Origin of the sequence: Streptomyces fulvoviolaceus (genome assembly GCF_000718165.1) — a bacterium.
In the GTDB taxonomy this organism is placed as follows: domain Bacteria; phylum Actinomycetota; class Actinomycetes; order Streptomycetales; family Streptomycetaceae; genus Streptomyces; species Streptomyces fulvoviolaceus.
This window is the reverse complement of sequence record NZ_JOEY01000025.1, coordinates 25,892-41,397: the sequence shown is the minus strand read 5'-3', so window position 1 is coordinate 41,397 and position 15,506 is coordinate 25,892. Positions and strand designations below refer to the sequence as shown.

The window sequence follows — 15,506 nt, the reverse complement described above, 5'->3', positions numbered from 1 at the left end:
TCAGTCCACTACGAGGACCAGCTTCCCCGTCGTCCGGCCGGTGTCGCCGAGCGCATGCGCCTCGGCGACACCGGCCAACGGGAAGGTCCCGGCGATCGCGGCCCGCAGCTTCCCCTGCTCGACGAGGTCCGCGATCGCCTCCATGTCGGCCCGGTCGGCGTCGACGAGCATGGTGATCGCCCGTACGCCGAGCCGCTCGGCCTCCTCGCGGAACCCCTCCGCCCCGACCGGCAGGATCGACACCACCAGCCCGCCCGGACGCAGCACCCGCAGCGAGCGCAGCGCGTGGTCGCCGCCCATGGTGTCCAGCACCACGTCGACGTCCTTGACGGCCTCGGCGAAGTCGGTCTCCCGATAGTCGATCACCTCGTCCACGCCGAGCCCCCGCAGGAACTCGTGCTTGCCCGCGCTCGCCGTACCGATCACGTACGCCCCGCGCGCCTTGGCGATCTGCACGGCCACATGCCCGACCCCGCCGGCCGCCGCGTGGACGAGGACCCGCTGCCCCGGCTGCAGGTCGGCGTGCTCCACCAGGGCCTGCCAGGCGGTCAGCGACACCAGCGGAAGGGCTCCGGCCTGGGCGTGGTCGATGCCCGCGGGCTTCCGTGTCAGGGCCCGGACCGGGGCGATCACGTACTCGGCGTGCGAGCCGTGGCCGTACGGGTAGGGCAGCATCCCGAAGACCTCGTCCCCGGGCCCGAAGGCGGCGACGCCGAATCCGACCGCCTCGACCACGCCCGAGACGTCCCAGCCCAGCACGAAGGGCGGCTCACCCAGAAAGATGCCGGCGGCGCGGTGCTTCCAGTCGGTGGGGTTGAGCCCGGCGGCGCGGACCCGGACCAGCACCTGGTTGGGCCCCGGCGCCGGGCGCTCCACCTCGATCTCCTTGAGGACCTCGGGACCGCCGAGGACGTCCTGGCTGATGACTCGCATCGTCTTCACATGGCTCATGGTCATCCAGCCTGCCCGGGCCCGCCCGACCGGGAAATGGCATGATTGCCAACCTTCGATAGGATCGTGCCATGAGTCATGTGGAGCGGGTCGTGGTGCTGGCCCTGGAGGGCGTCTACCCCTTCGAACTGGGCATCGCCAGCCGGATCCTCGGCGCGGCGGACGGCCGCTACGAGGTGCTGACCTGCACCGTCGACGGGCAGCCGGTGCCTACCAACGCCGATTTCACGATCGCCGTCGAGCATGGCCCGGAGATCTTGAGCACTGCGGACACGGTGGTGGTCCCGCCCATCGACCCCGCGCGCGTCCGCGCCGAGCTGCCCGACGAGGTCACCGCCGCGCTCGCGCTAATCCCGCCCGGCGCGCGCCTGGTCTCCATCTGCACCGGCGCGTTCGTCCTCGCGGCGGCCGGACTCCTCGCGGGCCGCACCGCGACCACGCACTGGCACCTGGCCGACCGGTTCCGCAGCATGTTTCCCGAGGTCGCCCTCGACCCGGGCGTGCTCTTCGTCGACGACGGCAGAGTGCTCACCTCGGCCGGGGCCGCCTCAGGGGTCGATGTCTGCCTGCACCTCGTGCGCAAGGACCACGGCAGCGAACTGGCCAACAGGGTGGCCCGCCGCTGTGTCGTCCCGCCCTTCCGGGACGGGGGCCAGGCCCAGTACATCGAGCAGCCCGTGCCGGAGTGCGGTGCGACGAGCACGGCCGCCACCCGGGAGTGGGCCCTGGCCCGGCTCGGCGACCCCCTCACCCTGGCCGACCTCGCCGCCCACGCCCGGATGAGCCTGCGCACCTTCGCGCGCCGCTTCAACGACGAGGTGGGCGTCAGCCCCGGCCGCTGGCTGATCCAGCAGCGCGTCGCCCGCGCCCGGCACCTGCTGGAGGCGAGCGACCTGTCGGTGGACCAGATCGCGGGCCGGGTCGGCTTCGCCACCGGCGCCTCCCTGCGCCAGCACCTGCACGCCGCGATCGGGGTGTCGCCGCAGGTATACCGGCGGACGTTCCAGACGGCGGCTCGCTGACCGCGAACGTTCCGGGCCCCCGCCGCGTCGAAGGATCAAGAAACCGAGCAGGGGGCGGGAATGGGCAGAGGACTCGTGGCGGTGCTGGTGGCGGTGGCGGCCGTGGGGTGCGGGGCCAGGACGGAGGACGTGCTCGTGGAGGGCACGCCTCCTGCGACGCCCTACGCCGGACCCCTGTACGTCCCCACCGGGGAGTCGGCCGAGGGTGGCGCACAGGCCGCGGCCGCCGAAGCGGGAGCCGCAGGCCGGGCCCTGGAGTGCGACACCGCGATCCACGCCGGAGGCCAGGGCGAGACCTGGAGCGAAGGCGACGGCGGGGACACGCCCGAGGAGGGCCTGGAGACCTACTTCGACGTCGAACAGCCCGAGGTCCCGCGCTCGGGCTACCGGGTCGAGCGCAGGGAGTCCGGCCGCGTGCTCTTCTCGTACGACGTGGACGGCCGCACCAAGGTCGCGGTCGTCGTCGCCAAGGACGGGAGGGACCGGCCCGGTTGGGGCCCGGAGACCACGGCCTCCTGCGATCCGGCCGAACTCCCGGCGAGCTGGACCGACTCCCACGGGTACGAGATCTGGACCGACCGCGACGGCAACCGGGTGCCGACCACGGAGGTCGGCAGCTCCGCCGGGGACGACCACTGCGGCTGGCAGAAGGTGCACTTCCTGGACATGGGCGACGGGAAGGACCTGCGGATGTACGCCCGCGATCCCGACGGCCTGCTCGGATCCGGCATGCTGACGGCCGCCTACGACGGCGACGTCCGCATACCGGCCGGCGCCCACGACACCGGATACCGCTACGAGGACTGGCGGTTGTGGCTGACGGACGACCGGCGGACGGCGTACGTCCGCACCCCCGACGGCGTGGAGGCCTGGCCCCGGACGGAGCGGACCGTGGCCTGCAAGTGACGGTGCCTCACCGGCTCGCGTGCAATGCGACCAGCAACTGCCAGACCTGGTCGGCGATGTCCTCGGCGGTGGCCTCGAGCAGCCCGTGCAGCCAGTCGGCCAGTACCCCGGCGAAGGTGGCGGCGACCGCCGAGGCGACCAGTGGCGCGTCGGCCGCGCCCGCGAGTTCGCGCTCGCGAAGGCTGTAGGCCCGCAGATCCCGGTGCAGGACCCGGCCGAGCGGACCGCCGCCGCCCGGGCTGAGCAGGGCCCGGTACAGGGCGGCGTGGGGAGTGAGGGAGGAGAAGAACGCCGGCAGTGCGGGCGGCGCGTGCACCGGGTCGGGGCGGCCGCGCCAGGCGTGCAGCGCCTCCACGGCCTCGCGTACGACGTCCGCGCAGGCGTCGACGGCCAGGGCCTCCAGGTCGGCGTAGTGGACGTAGAACGTGGCCCTCCCGACCCCCGCCCGGCGCGCCAGGGCAGCCACGCCGACCTCCTCCAGCGGCCGTTCGGCGCACTCCGCCAACAGGGCCTCGCGCAGCCTCGACCGGGTGCGCGCGGCCCGCGGGTCCTGCGGCGCGGCCCGGCTCACCGGGCGAGCAGGACGGCGCCCAGGGCGAGCGCGCCCGGCAGGGCCTGCGCGAACAGGATCCGACGGTTCGCCGTCGCGGCGCCGTACACGCCCGCGACCACGACACAGGACAGGAAGAACACCTGGGCGCGGAAACCGGTGGGATCGGCGGCGACGAGGCCCCAGACCAGCCCCGCCGCGAGGAAGCCGTTGTAGAGCCCCTGGTTGGCGGCCATCGGCGCGGTCGCCCGGGCCATCTCACGATCGAACCCGTGCAGCGCCCGGCCGGGCTTCTTCTGCCACAGGAACATCTCCATCACCAGGATGTAGGCGTGCAGAACGGCCACGAGGGCCACAAGCACGGTCGCCAGGATCTCCATGGACTTCCTCTATTTCTTGGACGGACGTCCACTATAGCGGGACACCTGTCCAGGAAGTGCACGGCAGGTTGCCCGGTGAACCCCGGGTGAACCGTCGGCGGGCCGTCGGGAACAACTCCGCTGGTAGGTAAAGGTATTTGTCGATGTGTTTGCTCTTGTCGGAGAGTGACGGAACCCTCACGTCCGCTGAGCGGTGAGGTTGATCCTTTCGGGTTCAAACCCGATAAGCTCCCGTTCGGCGCTGCGAGTTGACGCGATCGCATTCGGTCGTCTTGCGGTGCGTGCTCATCAGTGCGTTGCCCCCTTGCACACTCCCCCTGTTCAATCGTGTTGCTTCGAAGGATGCAGATGGAACTCGCCACTCCGCCCCCGGCGGCGCGGGCCCCTGTCGCCTGGTACAGCTGGTGGCTGATGCCGCTGGCCTTAGGAGGCGGGACGGTTGCCGCCACGTTCATGAGCTCGGAGCGAATAACCGCGGCCGTCGCCGGTGTCGCCGCGACGGCAGCCAGCGCGGTCTGCGTTCGCCTCCTGATCCGCACCCGGACCCAACTGGGCCGGTCGGAGAGCACCTTCCGTACCTCGCAGGCCGAACACTCCCAGCAGTGGCAGCAGCATGTGGCCGGCCTGGAACGGAAGTACTCCGCCGAACGCGCCACCCAGGAGGACCGGTTCGCCGACCAACTGAACTCCTACGAGGTGCAACTGGCCGAGCAGGCCCGGACGTTCGACGAACGCCTCGCCGAGCAGACCCATGCGCTCGAGACACGGCTGGCCGACCAGGCGACGTCCTACGAGACCCAGCTCGCCGACCAGTCCGAGGTCTGGCAGGAGCAGCTGGCCCACCAGCACTCCGCGGTCGCCCGGCTCGCCGGGGAGCAGCTGCCGGAGGCGCTGGTACGCCTGCGCGCCGGTGAGGCCATCGACGACCTGCTGCCCGCCACGAACCAGTGCGCGAAGGTCAGCTCCGACCTCCAGGCCGAACTCCGCAAGATCCTCAGGACCGCCCTGATCGGCGTCGAGGATGAGTTCAACCGGTCGACCTCCGCCGAACAGGCCGTCATCAGCATCGGCAACCGCATCCACGTGCTGACCAGCAAGCTCCGTGGTCGCCTGCACGAGATGCAGGGCGAGCACGGCCGGCTGCCGGCCGTCGCCCGCGGTCTGATGGAACTCGACCAGGAGATCGGCCCCGCCGACTGTCTCGCCGCCAGCATCGGTGTGCTCGGCGGTTCGGACCGCCCGGGCCGCCAGTGGCAGGAGCCGCAGCGCCTGCTCAGCGTGGTGCGCGGCGGCGTCGGCCGGATCAAGGACTTCCACCGGATCCAGGTGCGCCATCTGCCCGAACTCGGCGTCGACGGCGGTCTGGTGGACCACCTCACGCTGATCTTCGCCCACCTCCTGGACAACGCGGCCCGCTACTCGCCGCCCACCGAGCCGGTGATCGTCTCCGGCAAGGAGGTCCCCAACGGCGTCGGCATCGAGTTCCAGGACTCGGGCAAGGGCCTGAGCGAGGAGAAGAAGCGCGAGGCCGAGTACGCCCTCGCCGGCACCGGAGCCGGACCCGGCCTCGGCGGCATCTCGGAGGACGCCAACATCGGCCTCCGGGTCGTCGGTGCCCTGGCCCGCCGCTACGGCATCCGCGTCACCTTCGCGGACTCGCCCTGGCTCGGCACCTCGGTGGTGGTCGTGGTCCCGCACAAGTACTTCAGCCAGCTGCCCTCGGTCACTCCCACGACCCCCGCCCCGGTGGTCAAGGCCGCCGTGGCGACCCCGGTCCGTGCGGAGGCCGCCGTCGAGACCCCGGACGAGACTCCGGACGAGACCGCGGAAGCCGTGGACACCACTCCCGGCGGACTGCCCCGACGCAGAAGCAGGCGGACCGACGAGGGGCGGGAGGTGCGGCACCAGCCGGCCGAGCGCTCGGAGCGGACGGAGGAGACGACCGTCTCCGCCACCCCTCCGGACGCGTCCTTCACCGGCATGGCCGCCTTCGCCACCGCCGGACGGGAGTCCACCGAGGCGGACGGGGCGGCCGACGGCCCCGCGTCCGCAGAGCACCGCACTGAAGAGAGCGACTAGTCCACATGACGCAACAGGGAACCGACGTGAGCTGGGCGCTCCGCGATCTGGTGGAGTCCATCCCGGAGATCCGCTTCGCCCTCGTGGCCTCCAGCGACGGCAAGGCCATCACGTCCTTTGGTGCCGAAGATCCCGACGACGTGGACCGCTTCGCGGCCGTGGTGGCAGGCCTGCAGGCGCTGGCCCAGCCGGTCGCGGAGCAGTTCCCCAAGTACGCGGGGCAGCTCAGGCTGGCGATGATCGAGGTGGACGGCGGTCATCTCTTCGTCGTCCGCGCGGGTGTGGAGACGTATCTCGGAGTGCTCGCCAGAGAGGGCCTCGACCAGGGCCTGCTGGGGCACCAGATGAGGGACCTGGCCCGCAGGATGGGTGAGCTCCTCGGCACCACTCCGCGCCTGGAGGAGCACTCTGGATGAGTGCTCCCCGCCGACCCACGGACCCGTCCGGTCTCGAGCGCTACTACGTCCTCACCGGGGGGCGCAGCGGACCGGGCGGTTCGGCGTCGAGTCTCGACGTGGCGACCCTCATCGTCTCCCTCACCGCTCCCGTCCCGGGGATGCAGCACGAGCACGAGGAGATTCTCCGGCGCTGCCGCGATCCGCTGGCGGTGGCCGAACTCGGCGCCCACCTCGGACTGCCCTTCAACATTCTCGCGGTGCTGCTGGCCGATCTGCTGGAGGCAGGCCGCGTCGAAGCCCGTGACCCCATCCCGGCGCACGACGCCGGTCGCGGGCCCGACCTCGCGCTCCTTGAGGAGGTACTCAGTGGACTTCAAAGGCTTTGACCATCCCGGCCGGCAGGCCGCCGGGGCCGCCCGCTCGGTGAAGGTGATGATCGCCGGCGGCTTCGGCACCGGAAAGACCACGATGGTCCGCTCGGTCAGCGACATCAAGCCGCTGACCACCGAGGAGACCCTCACGCAGGCCAGCGCCGACGACGACCACCTCATCGGCGTCGCGGACAAGACCGAGACCACGGTCAGTCTGGACTTCGGGAAGATCGGCATCAACGAGGAACTGGTGCTCTACCTGTTCGGCACGCCCGGCCAGGAGCGTTTCTGGTTCCTGTGGAACGGCCTGTTCAAGGGCGCGCTCGGCGCGGTCGTCCTGGTGGACACCCGCCGGCTCGCCTCCAGCTTCCGGGCGATCGAGGAGATGGAGCGGCAGAACGTCCCCTTCGTCATCGCCCTGAACGTCTTCCCCGACTCCCAGCAGCACCCGATCGAGGAGATCCGGGACGCCCTCGACATCTCCCCGCACACCCCGATCGTGGCCTGCGACGCCCGGGACCGGGCCTCCAGCCGTGACGTCCTCATCGCCCTGATACGTCACCTGAAGGAACGCTCCGCCGTCGCACTGGAGTCCCGATGAACGAGCAGACTTTAAACGATCCCGACGCGCCCCGCGGGTGCCCCGTCGCGCACGGTGGGGCAGAACTCACGCGGTTGTACGGCCCGGACGCGGCCACCGACCCGCAGGCCATCTACGAGCGGCTGCGCAAGGAGCACGGCTCCGTCGCACCGGTGCTCCTCGAGGGTGACGTTCCCGCCTGGCTGGTGCTCGGCTACCGCGACAACCGGCGGGTGCTGGACAACCCCCGTCAGTTCAGCCGGGACGCCCGCATCTGGCGGGACTGGCGGGAGGGCCGGATAGCGGAGTCCCATCCGCTGGTGCCGATGGTGGGCTGGCGGCCCGACTGCGTCTCCCAGGACGGAGAGCCGCACCGCAGGCTGCGCGGCGCGGTCACCGACGGACTGCTGGCCGCCTCGAGCCGTGGCGTCCGGCGGCACGCCACGTACTTCGCGAACCAGCAGATCGACGTGTTCGCCGACGCCGGGCGCGCCGACCTGGTGGCCGACTACGCCGAGTACCTGCCGATGCTCGTGCTCACCCGGATCCTGGGCCTTCCCAAGGCGGACGGGCTACGCCTGGTCGAGTCGTGCGCCCAGGTCTTCAAGGGCGGCGAGGACGCCCTCGTACACAACGGCCACATCATGCAGATCCTGGCCGAACTCGCCGAGCGCAAGCGGTCCGAACCGGGTTCGGACTTCACCACCGCCCTGCTGGAGCACCCCGCGGCGCTGGACGAGGACGAGGTCGTCAGCCATCTGCGCCTGGTGCTGATCGCCGCCCACACCACGACCAGTAACCTGCTGGCCCGGGTGCTGCAGCTGCTCCTGACCGACACGGCGCGGCTGTCCGGGCTGATCAGCGGTCAGCTGAACGTGTCCGCCGTGGTGGAGGAGGTCATGTGGAACACCCCGCCGCTGGCTGTCCTGCCGGGGCGGTTCGCCACCAGCGAGCTGGAGCTCGGCGGGCACGACATCGAGGAGGGCGACCTGCTCGTCCTCGGCCTCGCCTCGGGCAACGTCGACCCGGAGATCCGGGAAGAGGGCGTGGCGGTCCAGGGCAACCAGTCGCACCTGGCTTTCAGCTCCGGTCCGCACGAGTGCCCCGGGCAGAGCATCGGCCAGTCCATCATCGAGGTCGGCGTGAACGTCCTGCTGCACCGGCTGACGGGCCTGCGCCTGGCCGTACCGCCGGAGGAACTCGGCTCGACCGCCTCCACCTGGGAGTTCCGGCTGGACAGTCTGCCGGTCGAGTTCGCCGTCTAGACCACGCCAGGGGACCGCTGCCCGGCCGGCTTCCGGCCGGGCAGTGCCGTGCGGGGGCGCGGGCGGTCGCTCACACGCTCAGCAGGTCGTCCACCGAGCCGCGTCCGGGGAGTTCGGCCGTGGGCGCCGGGTCCTCCTCGGCGGTGGCGCAGCGGCCGGTGGTCAGGGCCCACTCGTAGGTGCCGTTGACCCAGTGCTGGATGTCCTCCACGCCCATCCGCACCTCCTCCCGCTCGTCAGGACGCGGACGCCGACTCCGGCAGGGCTCCTGCCGCTGCGTCGTTTCAGGTCGAGCCGGCCCTTGAAGGTCCGGTTGATCGATTCGATGGTCCGTCGGAGCGGTTTGAACAGGCGCGATCCGGCCCGTTCGGGTTCCCCCTTGCGGGCCGGCCGCAGCAAGACCAGCTCACGGCCGGTGAAGTCGTGCTCGAACTCGTGGTCGAAGTAGTTCTGGTCGCCGATGATTGTCCGCCGTGGATGGGTGGCTTCGACCTCGGGTGCGGTGTCGCGCGGTGTCTCGCGTTCGTCGGCCTTGGGGCCGGTGAGCGCGAACAGGACGGGTGGTTCTCCGAGCGTGCGGGCAAGGTGCAGGCGTCCCCACCACCATCTACCGGGTTTCTGAACAGGATTGAGGCGTCAGCCGTCGAGCCAGTCGCCTTCGACGCCCGTGGGACGGTATCCCGTGGCGTTCCAGAGGAAATGCGGGTGGGCGCCGGCGAACATGTAGGCGAGCAGTGCCGTGTCTTCCCGCCCGGTCTCAGGGTGGTGCAGGGTGTGGAACTTCTCCGATCCGACTACGCCGGAGTCCTGTTGGACTTCACGAGCGCGGGCCGGGGACGGTGCGGACCTGGATGCCTCCACGGCGGCGATGTAGGTGCGGCGCAAGATCTCCCATGTGCTGTCGATGTTGCCGTGCCAGGGGCCGTGCAGTGCTTCGAAGGCATGGAGCTCGGTGTCGAAGAGGGGCCATGTCTCGGGGTATTGGGCTCGGCAGCGTGCGGACAGCTCGGCGGTCCGGGTGCTCAGTGCCGGTGCGGTGGGCCGTGGGGCGATGGTGAGGGTGGTGCCCTCGGTGAGGATGCCGCTGCATGCGTTGGGCTGCAGGTCGCACAGCGGGCACGCCTCGGCCGGGGGGAGGCCCTGGGTGATGCCGTCGAACCACAGGGCGTGGCGGCCCGTGAGCCCCATCCAGACGACCGTGGTGGTCATCAGCCAGGTGTTCCACATCGGGTCATGCGCCTCGGGCATGCAGCCGTACTTGACGATGGCTATGGCGCAGGCGGCGTAGAGGGCCTTGGTGTGGGTGGGCATCTCGGCGAGCCAGAAGTTGCTGATCTCACCGGTGAGGGCGTCGGCTCGTACGTCGGTCATGTCGTCGATGACGCGGCACAGCAGCAGGGAGGCGAGGTTTTCTTCCTGCCAGAGTTCGGTGTCGGGTGCGACGTGCCAGAACAGGCAGTCCAGCATCTGCAGGGCTGAGTAGGTGCTCTGGTTGAGCGGGCTGGTCTGGGGGAGCGTGACACTGCCCGAGGCGTGCTGCTGGAGCCAGTACTCGTCGACGGATCGCTTATGGGCTGAGAAGAGTCCGCTGACCAGGGCCCGTGCGCTGTTGGTGCTGAAGTTCTCGGCCAAGCGGCCTTCGACGTGTTGGGTGAGGCGTGTTGTATCGATGGTGTCGATCACGCGTTTGTATTCGTGGAAGACGAGGATGTCGTCCTCGAAGCGGTGGCGGTGGCCTATGTCCCGTTCAAGGTCGTTCATCTGCCGGGTCCAGGACCATCCACCGGTCAGGACGCTGTCGAGTTCCCGGCGGTACGGCCAGGTCTTGACGGTGAGGGGACGACCGGCGCTCTGTCGCCAACGGTAGTCATCCAGCGTGCGTGCGGGGGGCGTGGGTATGCGAAGGCACAGCGGGCAGGTGCAGACGGTCGTCTGCTCCTCCTCGCGCGGCGGGGTGAGTGCCCGGCTCCGCCAAGCCCCTTCCAGCATCAGGCAGGTCAGTCGGCAGACCTCGATATCGGTGCTGACCTGGGGGAAGGCTGCTTCGATCATGCGCAGGCTGGTGTCGAGGTGCCTCAACCTGGCGTAGCCCGCCTCGTCGGGCGGGAGGAACGCGGGCTGCGCCAGGTGGAAGGCTCCCTCCACCCGCAGCGTGGTGCTGTAGTGGGGGGATCCGAATGCGTCCAGCCGCTGTCGAGCGGCGTTCTGGGACCTTCGGTACTGCTCCGTGCTCCCATTGATGCGTTTCGCCAAGAGGCGGGCCAGGGTGTTCCCCGCATCCGTGGGCTGGAGCTGGGCGCTTGGCTGCGCCGGGATCGAGCTGTTGGCGGACGCCGTCGGAACGGCACCTGCGATTCGAGATTTCACACCGGTTTCCCATCAAGTTATGGCCATGACAACGGAATCGATCGACCGTGGATGTTGGCCGATCGTGTCCGAGAATCTTCTGTGCCTTCCGCGACGGCCTCGCCGAACAGCCGGACTCACGCGACCGGCTCCGGCTCCTGCTGCGAACGACCGCGAGGGGCACGACTGCTGCGTTGACGGCCGAGGAAGTGGAGCGGGTCGCCCACCTGCCCTACGAGGACGAACTGCCCTGCGCCCGCTCGGTTCTCGAACGTGGCGGTCCGCTCGTCCACGGCAGACTCAGCTGTGTTGATCAGGAAGCACTCGCGGCCCGTCAGGCGCAGCGCGACCGCAGGATCCGAGGTGCGCTGCCGCTCCAGGAAGGCCAGAGGATCCAACGTCAGCCGCCCCGTATGCCCGATCGGCTGGAGCTTGCCCGGGGACGTCCGGACCATCTGCTACATGGGTTCCCCCATGTGATCTCCACGGAGATGTAACCGCCTGCCTTGTTTCGATGGGGCAGGGCACTCGATGCCTGCTGCCCGCGGGGCCCAGCGGGGCGACGAAGAGCTCACGCGCCACCTCGGCCATGCGGTCCGGCTGGTTGGCGTCGAACTGGTCGTCGAAGAGGAAGGGCTGGGAGAACCGCTTCATCAGGACGGCCATGTCGTCGGCCGAGGCGTGTGGGTAGGTGCGGGCGGCGGCCTGCGGCAGGTCCCATGACCTGTACTCCTCGAACCCCGGTCTGGCTGCGGACCAGGACCATGTTCCGGATCCGGCACAGATGGCGCTCTTGGGCGTACTCCAGATGTCTGCTGACGGGGGCGTCGAAGGGGAGGTCGAACGTGACGTCCTGAGGCATGCGCTTCCTTTCGGGAGACGAACCGCAGGGTCCCCCCGGCCCTGCTAAACAGGCGGCCGTCGAGACGGCCCCCGCGCACTCGAACTGGGCTTTGGTGGTCGAAAGTTGAACCTAGAAGCGGTACGAGGCTGCCCAGAGCGTAAATGATCTACACCGTGACCTGGTCGTGATCTGGGTTACTGCACATGCCACTTGAGCTGCGTACACTCGCGCGCCTGTCGCCTGTGCCAGGGGTGTCCGTGGGCGCAGCGGGCACCGGCGTGTCGCCGCGTCCCGTGCGTGCTACGCGAGATGACGTCGCGCCAGGTAGGGTCGCGTGTCGCACGGTTCGCACCGACAACGTCCGCTGACGACACGCCTGTTGATACGGCGTCCATCCGGAGGCTGCCCGACGATGACCTCACCGACCGCACGTACGCCCGAACAGCGCAAGCAGGACACCCTGCACCGCCTCGAGCACGACGAGGACGTCTGGGTCGCGACCGCCGACGGCGCCTCGGGCGTGCCGTATCTCGTCCCGCTCTCGTTCGTCTGGGACGGCTCGGCCCTCCTGCTCGCCACCCCGGCAGCCAGTCCCACCGGCCGGAACCTGAAGACGACCGGCAAGGCGCGTCTCGGCGTCGGGACCACCCGCGACGTCGTGATGATCGAGGGCACCGCCGACACGCTCACGGCGGACGGACTGGCCGAGGGGGAGGCCGACCACTTCGCCGCCACGACCGGCTTCGACCCCCGCGAACTCGCCACGCCCTACCTGTACTTCCGGGTCCGGCCGCTCCGGGTGCAGGCCTGGCGGGAGGCCAACGAGATCGCGGGCCGCGAGCTGATGCGCGACGGAGAGTGGCTGATCGCCGACTGAATCGGCCGTGCCGGGATATCCGCTAGGTAGAGGGCTGCGCGGCACGCCGCCCCGCGCCCGGACCTTCGGAGGAGACATGGCACTGGTGAAAGCGGGGGCCGTCGTGCTGGACTGCGTCGAGCCCGAGAAACTCGCCGTGTTCTACAAGGAGTTGCTCGACGCGGAGGAGACGGAGGCGACCGCCAACCGCGTGGAGATCAGGGGCATCGACGGGATCCGGATGGCGTTCCGCCGTGACGCGAACGCGACACCGCCGAGCTGGCCGCGCGCGGAGAACTCGCTCCAGGCCCACCTGGACTTCGTGGTGGACGACCTGGACGCGGCGGAGCGCAAGGTGGTGGAGCTCGGCGGGCGTCCGCTGGAGAGGGAGGACGCCTCCGGTCCGTTCGAGGAACGCGGTTACGCCGACCCGGCGGGCCACTCCTTCACCCTGCGCCTCGTCACGTCGACGGCCCCCAAGCCGGCCTGAGACGGGTGGATCCGTTCAGTCCTGGCCGCCCGTGTCATCGGCCGGCCAGACACCGGTCTGGCGCTCGACGACCTTCGCACCCGTGCGGTCCACGGCACTGCGCACCACGGCGAAGAGGGCACCCTGGACCGCGGCGGCCAGCAGGATCTCCCCCCAGCCGCGGTCCCGGTCCAGCGCGTCGGGCGCGTCCTCCTCGTGCCGTATCGCCATCCACGTCTTGCGGAAGGCGAGCCCCGCCAGCGCACCGCTCGACCAGCCCAGCACGAAACCCAGAGGCTTGTAGGCGAGGGGGAGCTTCAGCTTCTTCTTGTTCCTCTTCTTGCTCACGTACGTCTCCTTCGTCGGTCAGGGCCGTCCCCGCGCCGGAACCTCCTCGGCCGCGGGCACCGGCCCGGGAGGCGTCCCGTCCCCGAACGGCCGGCCGCCCAGCTCCTCCCGGTGATGCGGGGTCAGCCAGCCGGACAGGTCCGGGCCGAGCGGGACGATGCCGGTCGGATTGATGCCGGTGTGCACCTGGTGGTAGTGCCGCTTGATGTGGTCGAAGTCGACCGTGTCACCGAAACCCGGCGTCTGGTAGAGGTCGCGGGCGTACGCCCACAGCACCTCGTTCTCCGTCAGCTTCCAGCGGTTGCACTTGAAGTGGCCGTGGTACACGGCGTCGAAGCGGACCAGGGTGGTGAACAGCCGGATGTCCGCCTCGGTGATCGTGTCCCCGACGAGGTAGCGCTGCCGGGCCAGCCGGGGCGTCAACAGGTCGAGCCGCCGGAAGACGCCCGCGCACGCGGCCTCGTACTCCTCCTGGTCCGTGGCGAAGCCCGCCCGGTACACGCCGTTGTTGACGTCCTCGTAGACGTCCGCCATCACCATGTCGATCTCGTCGCGCAGCGCCCGCGGATACAGGTAGGGCGCCCCGTCCCGGTGCAGGGCCCTCCACTCGGTGGCGAGGTCGAGCGTGAGCTGCTGGTAGTCGTTGGTGACCAGCCTGCCGGTGGGCACGTCCACGATCGCGGGCACGCTCACTCCGCCCGGGTAGCCGGTTTCCCGCTTGTCGTACGCCTCGCTGAGGTAACGGATGCCGAGGACCGGGTCGCGGCCGTCCGGGTCCAGGGTGAAGCGCCAGCTGCGGTCGTCCTGGATCGGATCGGCGACAGCGAGGGACAGCGCGTCGTCCAGGCCGAGCAGCCGCCGCGAGATCACCGCCCGGCTCGCCCACGGACAGGCGCGGCTGACCACCAGACGGTAGCGGCCGGCCTCCACCGGCCGGCCGCCTCGGCCGTCCGCGGTGATCCGGTCCGTGAAGTGGCTCTTCGACCGCTTGAACGCCTTCCGGCCGTACGCCTTGTTGCCGTCGTCCCGGCTGCCCATGCTTCCTCCTCGGATACGGCTGCCCTGGTGCACGCGTTCCCCGTTTTCGGCCGACGGCACGGTGTGAGCCGTGGCGACAGGGGCAGTCGGCGAAGGTGAGCGGGACATCCACGAACACGAACGGCGCGTCCGGCAGCAGCCAGGCGGACCGGAGGACACGCGTCACCGTGCTGGTGGCGCTCACGGCCAACCTCGTGATCGCGGCCGCCAAGGCCGTCGGCGGGCTCTTCGCGGGATCGCCCGCACTGCTGTCGGAGGCCGCGCACTCGGTGGCCGACAGCCTCAACGAGGTCTTCCTGCTGGCCGCGCTGCGCCGCAGCCGCCGCCCCGCGGACCGGCGCCACCCCTTCGGCTACGGCAAGGAGCGGTTCTTCTGGTCGCTGCTCGCGGCCGTCGTGATCTTCGTCATGGGCGGTTGCTTCTCCTTCTTCCAGGGCGTCGAGGCCCTCAGGAACGGCGCCGAGGAGAAGTTCAGCGGCTATGTGGCGGGCCTGATCGTGCTGGGCGTCGCCTTCCTCGCCGAGGGGATCTCCCTGGTGCGGGCCCTGCACCAGGTGCACCGGCAGGGGGGAGCCTCGGAGGGCGCGCGGGATCCGGCCCTGCGTACGGTCGTCGCCGAGGACGGCACGGCGGTGCTCGGCGTGACCCTGGCCATGATCGGCATGGCGCTGCACATGATCACCGGACAGGTCGTGTGGGAGGCGTCCGCCTCGCTGGGGATCGGCGCGCTGCTCGTCTACGTGGCCTACCGGCTCGGGCGCGAGGCCATGGGACAGCTGATCGGGGAGGCCGCCGACCCGGAGGCGAGCGGCCGGATCCGGGAGCTGCTGGAGGCACAGCCCGAGATCGACAGCGTGGAAGCGCTGTTCACGATGAAGATGGGGCTGGACTCGGACCTGGTGGCCGCCCGGATCGATCTCATGCCGGGGCTGGACAGCGAGCACGTCGAGGAGGTCGCCGTCCGGATCAAGCGGTCCATCGCCCGTACCGTCCCCGAGGCCGGGGAGATCTTCCTCGACGTGACCGACCGGCACGCGAACGAGGCACAAGAAAGCCCCGCCGCGACGGGGGAGCGCGGCGGGGCCTGACGCACGGGTGCCCGG

At 70.4% G+C, this 15,506-nt stretch carries 18 protein-coding genes and 1 pseudogene; 10 read left to right on the top strand and 9 right to left on the bottom strand.

Translation table 11 applies throughout. The features are described from left to right. Window positions 1-951: an NADP-dependent oxidoreductase gene (locus IG08_RS0126575; RefSeq protein ID WP_030607284.1), complete on the bottom strand. Its 951-nt coding sequence runs from the start codon at window positions 949-951 to the stop codon at window positions 1-3. Window positions 952-1,022: 71 nt separating this feature from the next. Between IG08_RS0126575 and IG08_RS0126570 the strand changes: the two genes are divergently transcribed. Together IG08_RS0126570 and IG08_RS0126565 are read left to right on the top strand one after the other, a co-directional pair. Next, window positions 1,023-1,973 (top strand): GlxA family transcriptional regulator, encoded by a 951-nt coding sequence (locus tag IG08_RS0126570; protein ID WP_030607281.1) that lies wholly within the window; start codon window positions 1,023-1,025, stop codon window positions 1,971-1,973. A 60-nt stretch (window positions 1,974-2,033) separates the two neighbouring features. Continuing rightward, the gene (locus tag IG08_RS0126565; protein WP_030607278.1) at window positions 2,034-2,879 is read left to right on the top strand and encodes a hypothetical protein; all 846 of its coding nucleotides are present in this window, start codon (window positions 2,034-2,036) and stop codon (window positions 2,877-2,879) included. A gap of 7 nt (window positions 2,880-2,886) precedes the next feature. On the opposite strand, the gene IG08_RS0126560 is transcribed toward IG08_RS0126565, so the two are convergent. Both IG08_RS0126560 and IG08_RS0126555 read right to left on the bottom strand, forming a co-directional pair. Next, on the bottom strand, window positions 2,887-3,450 hold the full coding sequence (locus IG08_RS0126560; RefSeq protein ID WP_030607275.1) for a TetR/AcrR family transcriptional regulator: 564 nt from the start codon (window positions 3,448-3,450) through the stop codon (window positions 2,887-2,889). Beyond that, a complete protein-coding gene (locus tag IG08_RS0126555; RefSeq protein WP_030607272.1) occupies window positions 3,447-3,809 on the bottom strand; it encodes a DUF1304 domain-containing protein in 363 nt (120 codons plus the stop codon). Before IG08_RS0126555 ends, IG08_RS0126560 begins: the two co-directional genes overlap by 4 nt. A gap of 348 nt (window positions 3,810-4,157) precedes the next feature. On the opposite strand from IG08_RS0126555, the gene IG08_RS0126550 reads away from it, so the two are divergent. From IG08_RS0126550 to IG08_RS0126530, 5 genes are read left to right on the top strand one after another with little or no spacing between them, the layout of a single operon-like run. Continuing rightward, on the top strand, window positions 4,158-5,888 hold the full coding sequence (locus tag IG08_RS0126550; protein ID WP_030607269.1) for an ATP-binding protein: 1,731 nt from the start codon (window positions 4,158-4,160) through the stop codon (window positions 5,886-5,888). A gap of 5 nt (window positions 5,889-5,893) precedes the next feature. Beyond that, complete coding sequence (locus IG08_RS0126545; protein ID WP_030043913.1) at window positions 5,894-6,304, top strand: roadblock/LC7 domain-containing protein; 411 nt, start codon at window positions 5,894-5,896, stop codon at window positions 6,302-6,304. Further along, a complete protein-coding gene (locus IG08_RS0126540; RefSeq protein WP_030607266.1) occupies window positions 6,301-6,672 on the top strand; it encodes a DUF742 domain-containing protein in 372 nt (123 codons plus the stop codon). The genes IG08_RS0126545 and IG08_RS0126540 overlap by 4 nt, the downstream gene beginning before the upstream one ends. Then, entirely contained in the window at window positions 6,653-7,258 is a 606-nt protein-coding gene (locus IG08_RS0126535) for a GTP-binding protein (RefSeq protein ID WP_030607264.1), read from the top strand. The genes IG08_RS0126540 and IG08_RS0126535 overlap by 20 nt, the downstream gene beginning before the upstream one ends. Continuing rightward, entirely contained in the window at window positions 7,255-8,502 is a 1,248-nt protein-coding gene (locus IG08_RS0126530) for a cytochrome P450 (RefSeq protein ID WP_030607262.1), read from the top strand. Before IG08_RS0126535 ends, IG08_RS0126530 begins: the two co-directional genes overlap by 4 nt. 70 nt (window positions 8,503-8,572) lie before the next feature. On the opposite strand, the gene IG08_RS59265 is transcribed toward IG08_RS0126530, so the two are convergent. The 4 genes and pseudogenes from IG08_RS59265 to IG08_RS60750 all read right to left on the bottom strand — a co-directional run bounded on the left by IG08_RS59265 (window position 8,573) and on the right by IG08_RS60750 (window position 11,303). After that, window positions 8,573-8,719 carry a hypothetical protein gene (locus IG08_RS59265; RefSeq protein WP_234342983.1) on the bottom strand — a complete coding sequence of 49 codons (147 nt, stop codon included), beginning with the start codon at window positions 8,717-8,719 and terminating at the stop codon, window positions 8,573-8,575. Beyond that, window positions 8,665-9,111, bottom strand: a pseudogene (locus IG08_RS63085) (IS982 family transposase); the annotation flags it as partial. The gene IG08_RS59265 and the pseudogene IG08_RS63085, both read right to left, overlap by 55 nt. A gap of 27 nt (window positions 9,112-9,138) precedes the next feature. Further along, the gene (locus IG08_RS0126520; RefSeq protein ID WP_234342982.1) at window positions 9,139-10,755 is read right to left on the bottom strand and encodes a hypothetical protein; all 1,617 of its coding nucleotides are present in this window, start codon (window positions 10,753-10,755) and stop codon (window positions 9,139-9,141) included. Between the two features lie 230 nt (window positions 10,756-10,985). After that, the gene (locus IG08_RS60750; RefSeq protein WP_030607259.1) at window positions 10,986-11,303 is read right to left on the bottom strand and encodes a hypothetical protein; all 318 of its coding nucleotides are present in this window, start codon (window positions 11,301-11,303) and stop codon (window positions 10,986-10,988) included. Window positions 11,304-12,104: 801 nt separating this feature from the next. On the opposite strand from IG08_RS60750, the gene IG08_RS0126505 reads away from it, so the two are divergent. Both IG08_RS0126505 and IG08_RS0126500 read left to right on the top strand, forming a co-directional pair. After that, a complete protein-coding gene (locus tag IG08_RS0126505) occupies window positions 12,105-12,569 on the top strand; it encodes a pyridoxamine 5'-phosphate oxidase family protein (RefSeq protein ID WP_030607257.1) in 465 nt (154 codons plus the stop codon). A 76-nt stretch (window positions 12,570-12,645) separates the two neighbouring features. Continuing rightward, window positions 12,646-13,038: a VOC family protein gene (locus IG08_RS0126500; protein WP_030607254.1), complete on the top strand. Its 393-nt coding sequence runs from the start codon at window positions 12,646-12,648 to the stop codon at window positions 13,036-13,038. Between the two features lie 15 nt (window positions 13,039-13,053). On the opposite strand, the gene IG08_RS0126495 is transcribed toward IG08_RS0126500, so the two are convergent. Further along, complete coding sequence (locus IG08_RS0126495) at window positions 13,054-13,365, bottom strand: DUF4235 domain-containing protein (protein ID WP_030607250.1); 312 nt, start codon at window positions 13,363-13,365, stop codon at window positions 13,054-13,056. A gap of 18 nt (window positions 13,366-13,383) precedes the next feature. Next, window positions 13,384-14,403 (bottom strand): glutathione S-transferase family protein, encoded by a 1,020-nt coding sequence (locus IG08_RS0126490; RefSeq protein WP_030607249.1) that lies wholly within the window; start codon window positions 14,401-14,403, stop codon window positions 13,384-13,386. A 95-nt stretch (window positions 14,404-14,498) separates the two neighbouring features. Between IG08_RS0126490 and IG08_RS0126485 the strand changes: the two genes are divergently transcribed. Beyond that, on the top strand, window positions 14,499-15,491 hold the full coding sequence (locus tag IG08_RS0126485; protein WP_078655767.1) for a cation diffusion facilitator family transporter: 993 nt from the start codon (window positions 14,499-14,501) through the stop codon (window positions 15,489-15,491). Window positions 15,492-15,506: the final 15 nt, after the last annotated feature.

Coding starts and splice junctions, on each gene's coding strand:
- IG08_RS0126565 (WP_030607278.1), top strand. CDS start 2,034: ATGGGCAGAGGACTCGTGGCGGTGCTGGTGGCGGTGGCGGCCGTGGGG.
- IG08_RS0126540 (WP_030607266.1), top strand. CDS start 6,301: ATGAGTGCTCCCCGCCGACCCACGGACCCGTCCGGTCTCGAGCGCTAC.
- IG08_RS0126490 (WP_030607249.1), bottom strand. CDS start 14,403: ATGGGCAGCCGGGACGACGGCAACAAGGCGTACGGCCGGAAGGCGTTC.
- IG08_RS0126500 (WP_030607254.1), top strand. CDS start 12,646: ATGGCACTGGTGAAAGCGGGGGCCGTCGTGCTGGACTGCGTCGAGCCC.
- IG08_RS0126530 (WP_030607262.1), top strand. CDS start 7,255: ATGAACGAGCAGACTTTAAACGATCCCGACGCGCCCCGCGGGTGCCCC.
- IG08_RS60750 (WP_030607259.1), bottom strand. CDS start 11,303: ATGGTCCGGACGTCCCCGGGCAAGCTCCAGCCGATCGGGCATACGGGG.
- IG08_RS0126575 (WP_030607284.1), bottom strand. CDS start 951: ATGAGCCATGTGAAGACGATGCGAGTCATCAGCCAGGACGTCCTCGGC.
- IG08_RS0126550 (WP_030607269.1), top strand. CDS start 4,158: ATGGAACTCGCCACTCCGCCCCCGGCGGCGCGGGCCCCTGTCGCCTGG.
- IG08_RS0126505 (WP_030607257.1), top strand. CDS start 12,105: ATGACCTCACCGACCGCACGTACGCCCGAACAGCGCAAGCAGGACACC.
- IG08_RS59265 (WP_234342983.1), bottom strand. CDS start 8,719: ATGGGCGTGGAGGACATCCAGCACTGGGTCAACGGCACCTACGAGTGG.
- IG08_RS0126545 (WP_030043913.1), top strand. CDS start 5,894: ATGACGCAACAGGGAACCGACGTGAGCTGGGCGCTCCGCGATCTGGTG.
- IG08_RS0126570 (WP_030607281.1), top strand. CDS start 1,023: ATGAGTCATGTGGAGCGGGTCGTGGTGCTGGCCCTGGAGGGCGTCTAC.
- IG08_RS0126555 (WP_030607272.1), bottom strand. CDS start 3,809: ATGGAGATCCTGGCGACCGTGCTTGTGGCCCTCGTGGCCGTTCTGCAC.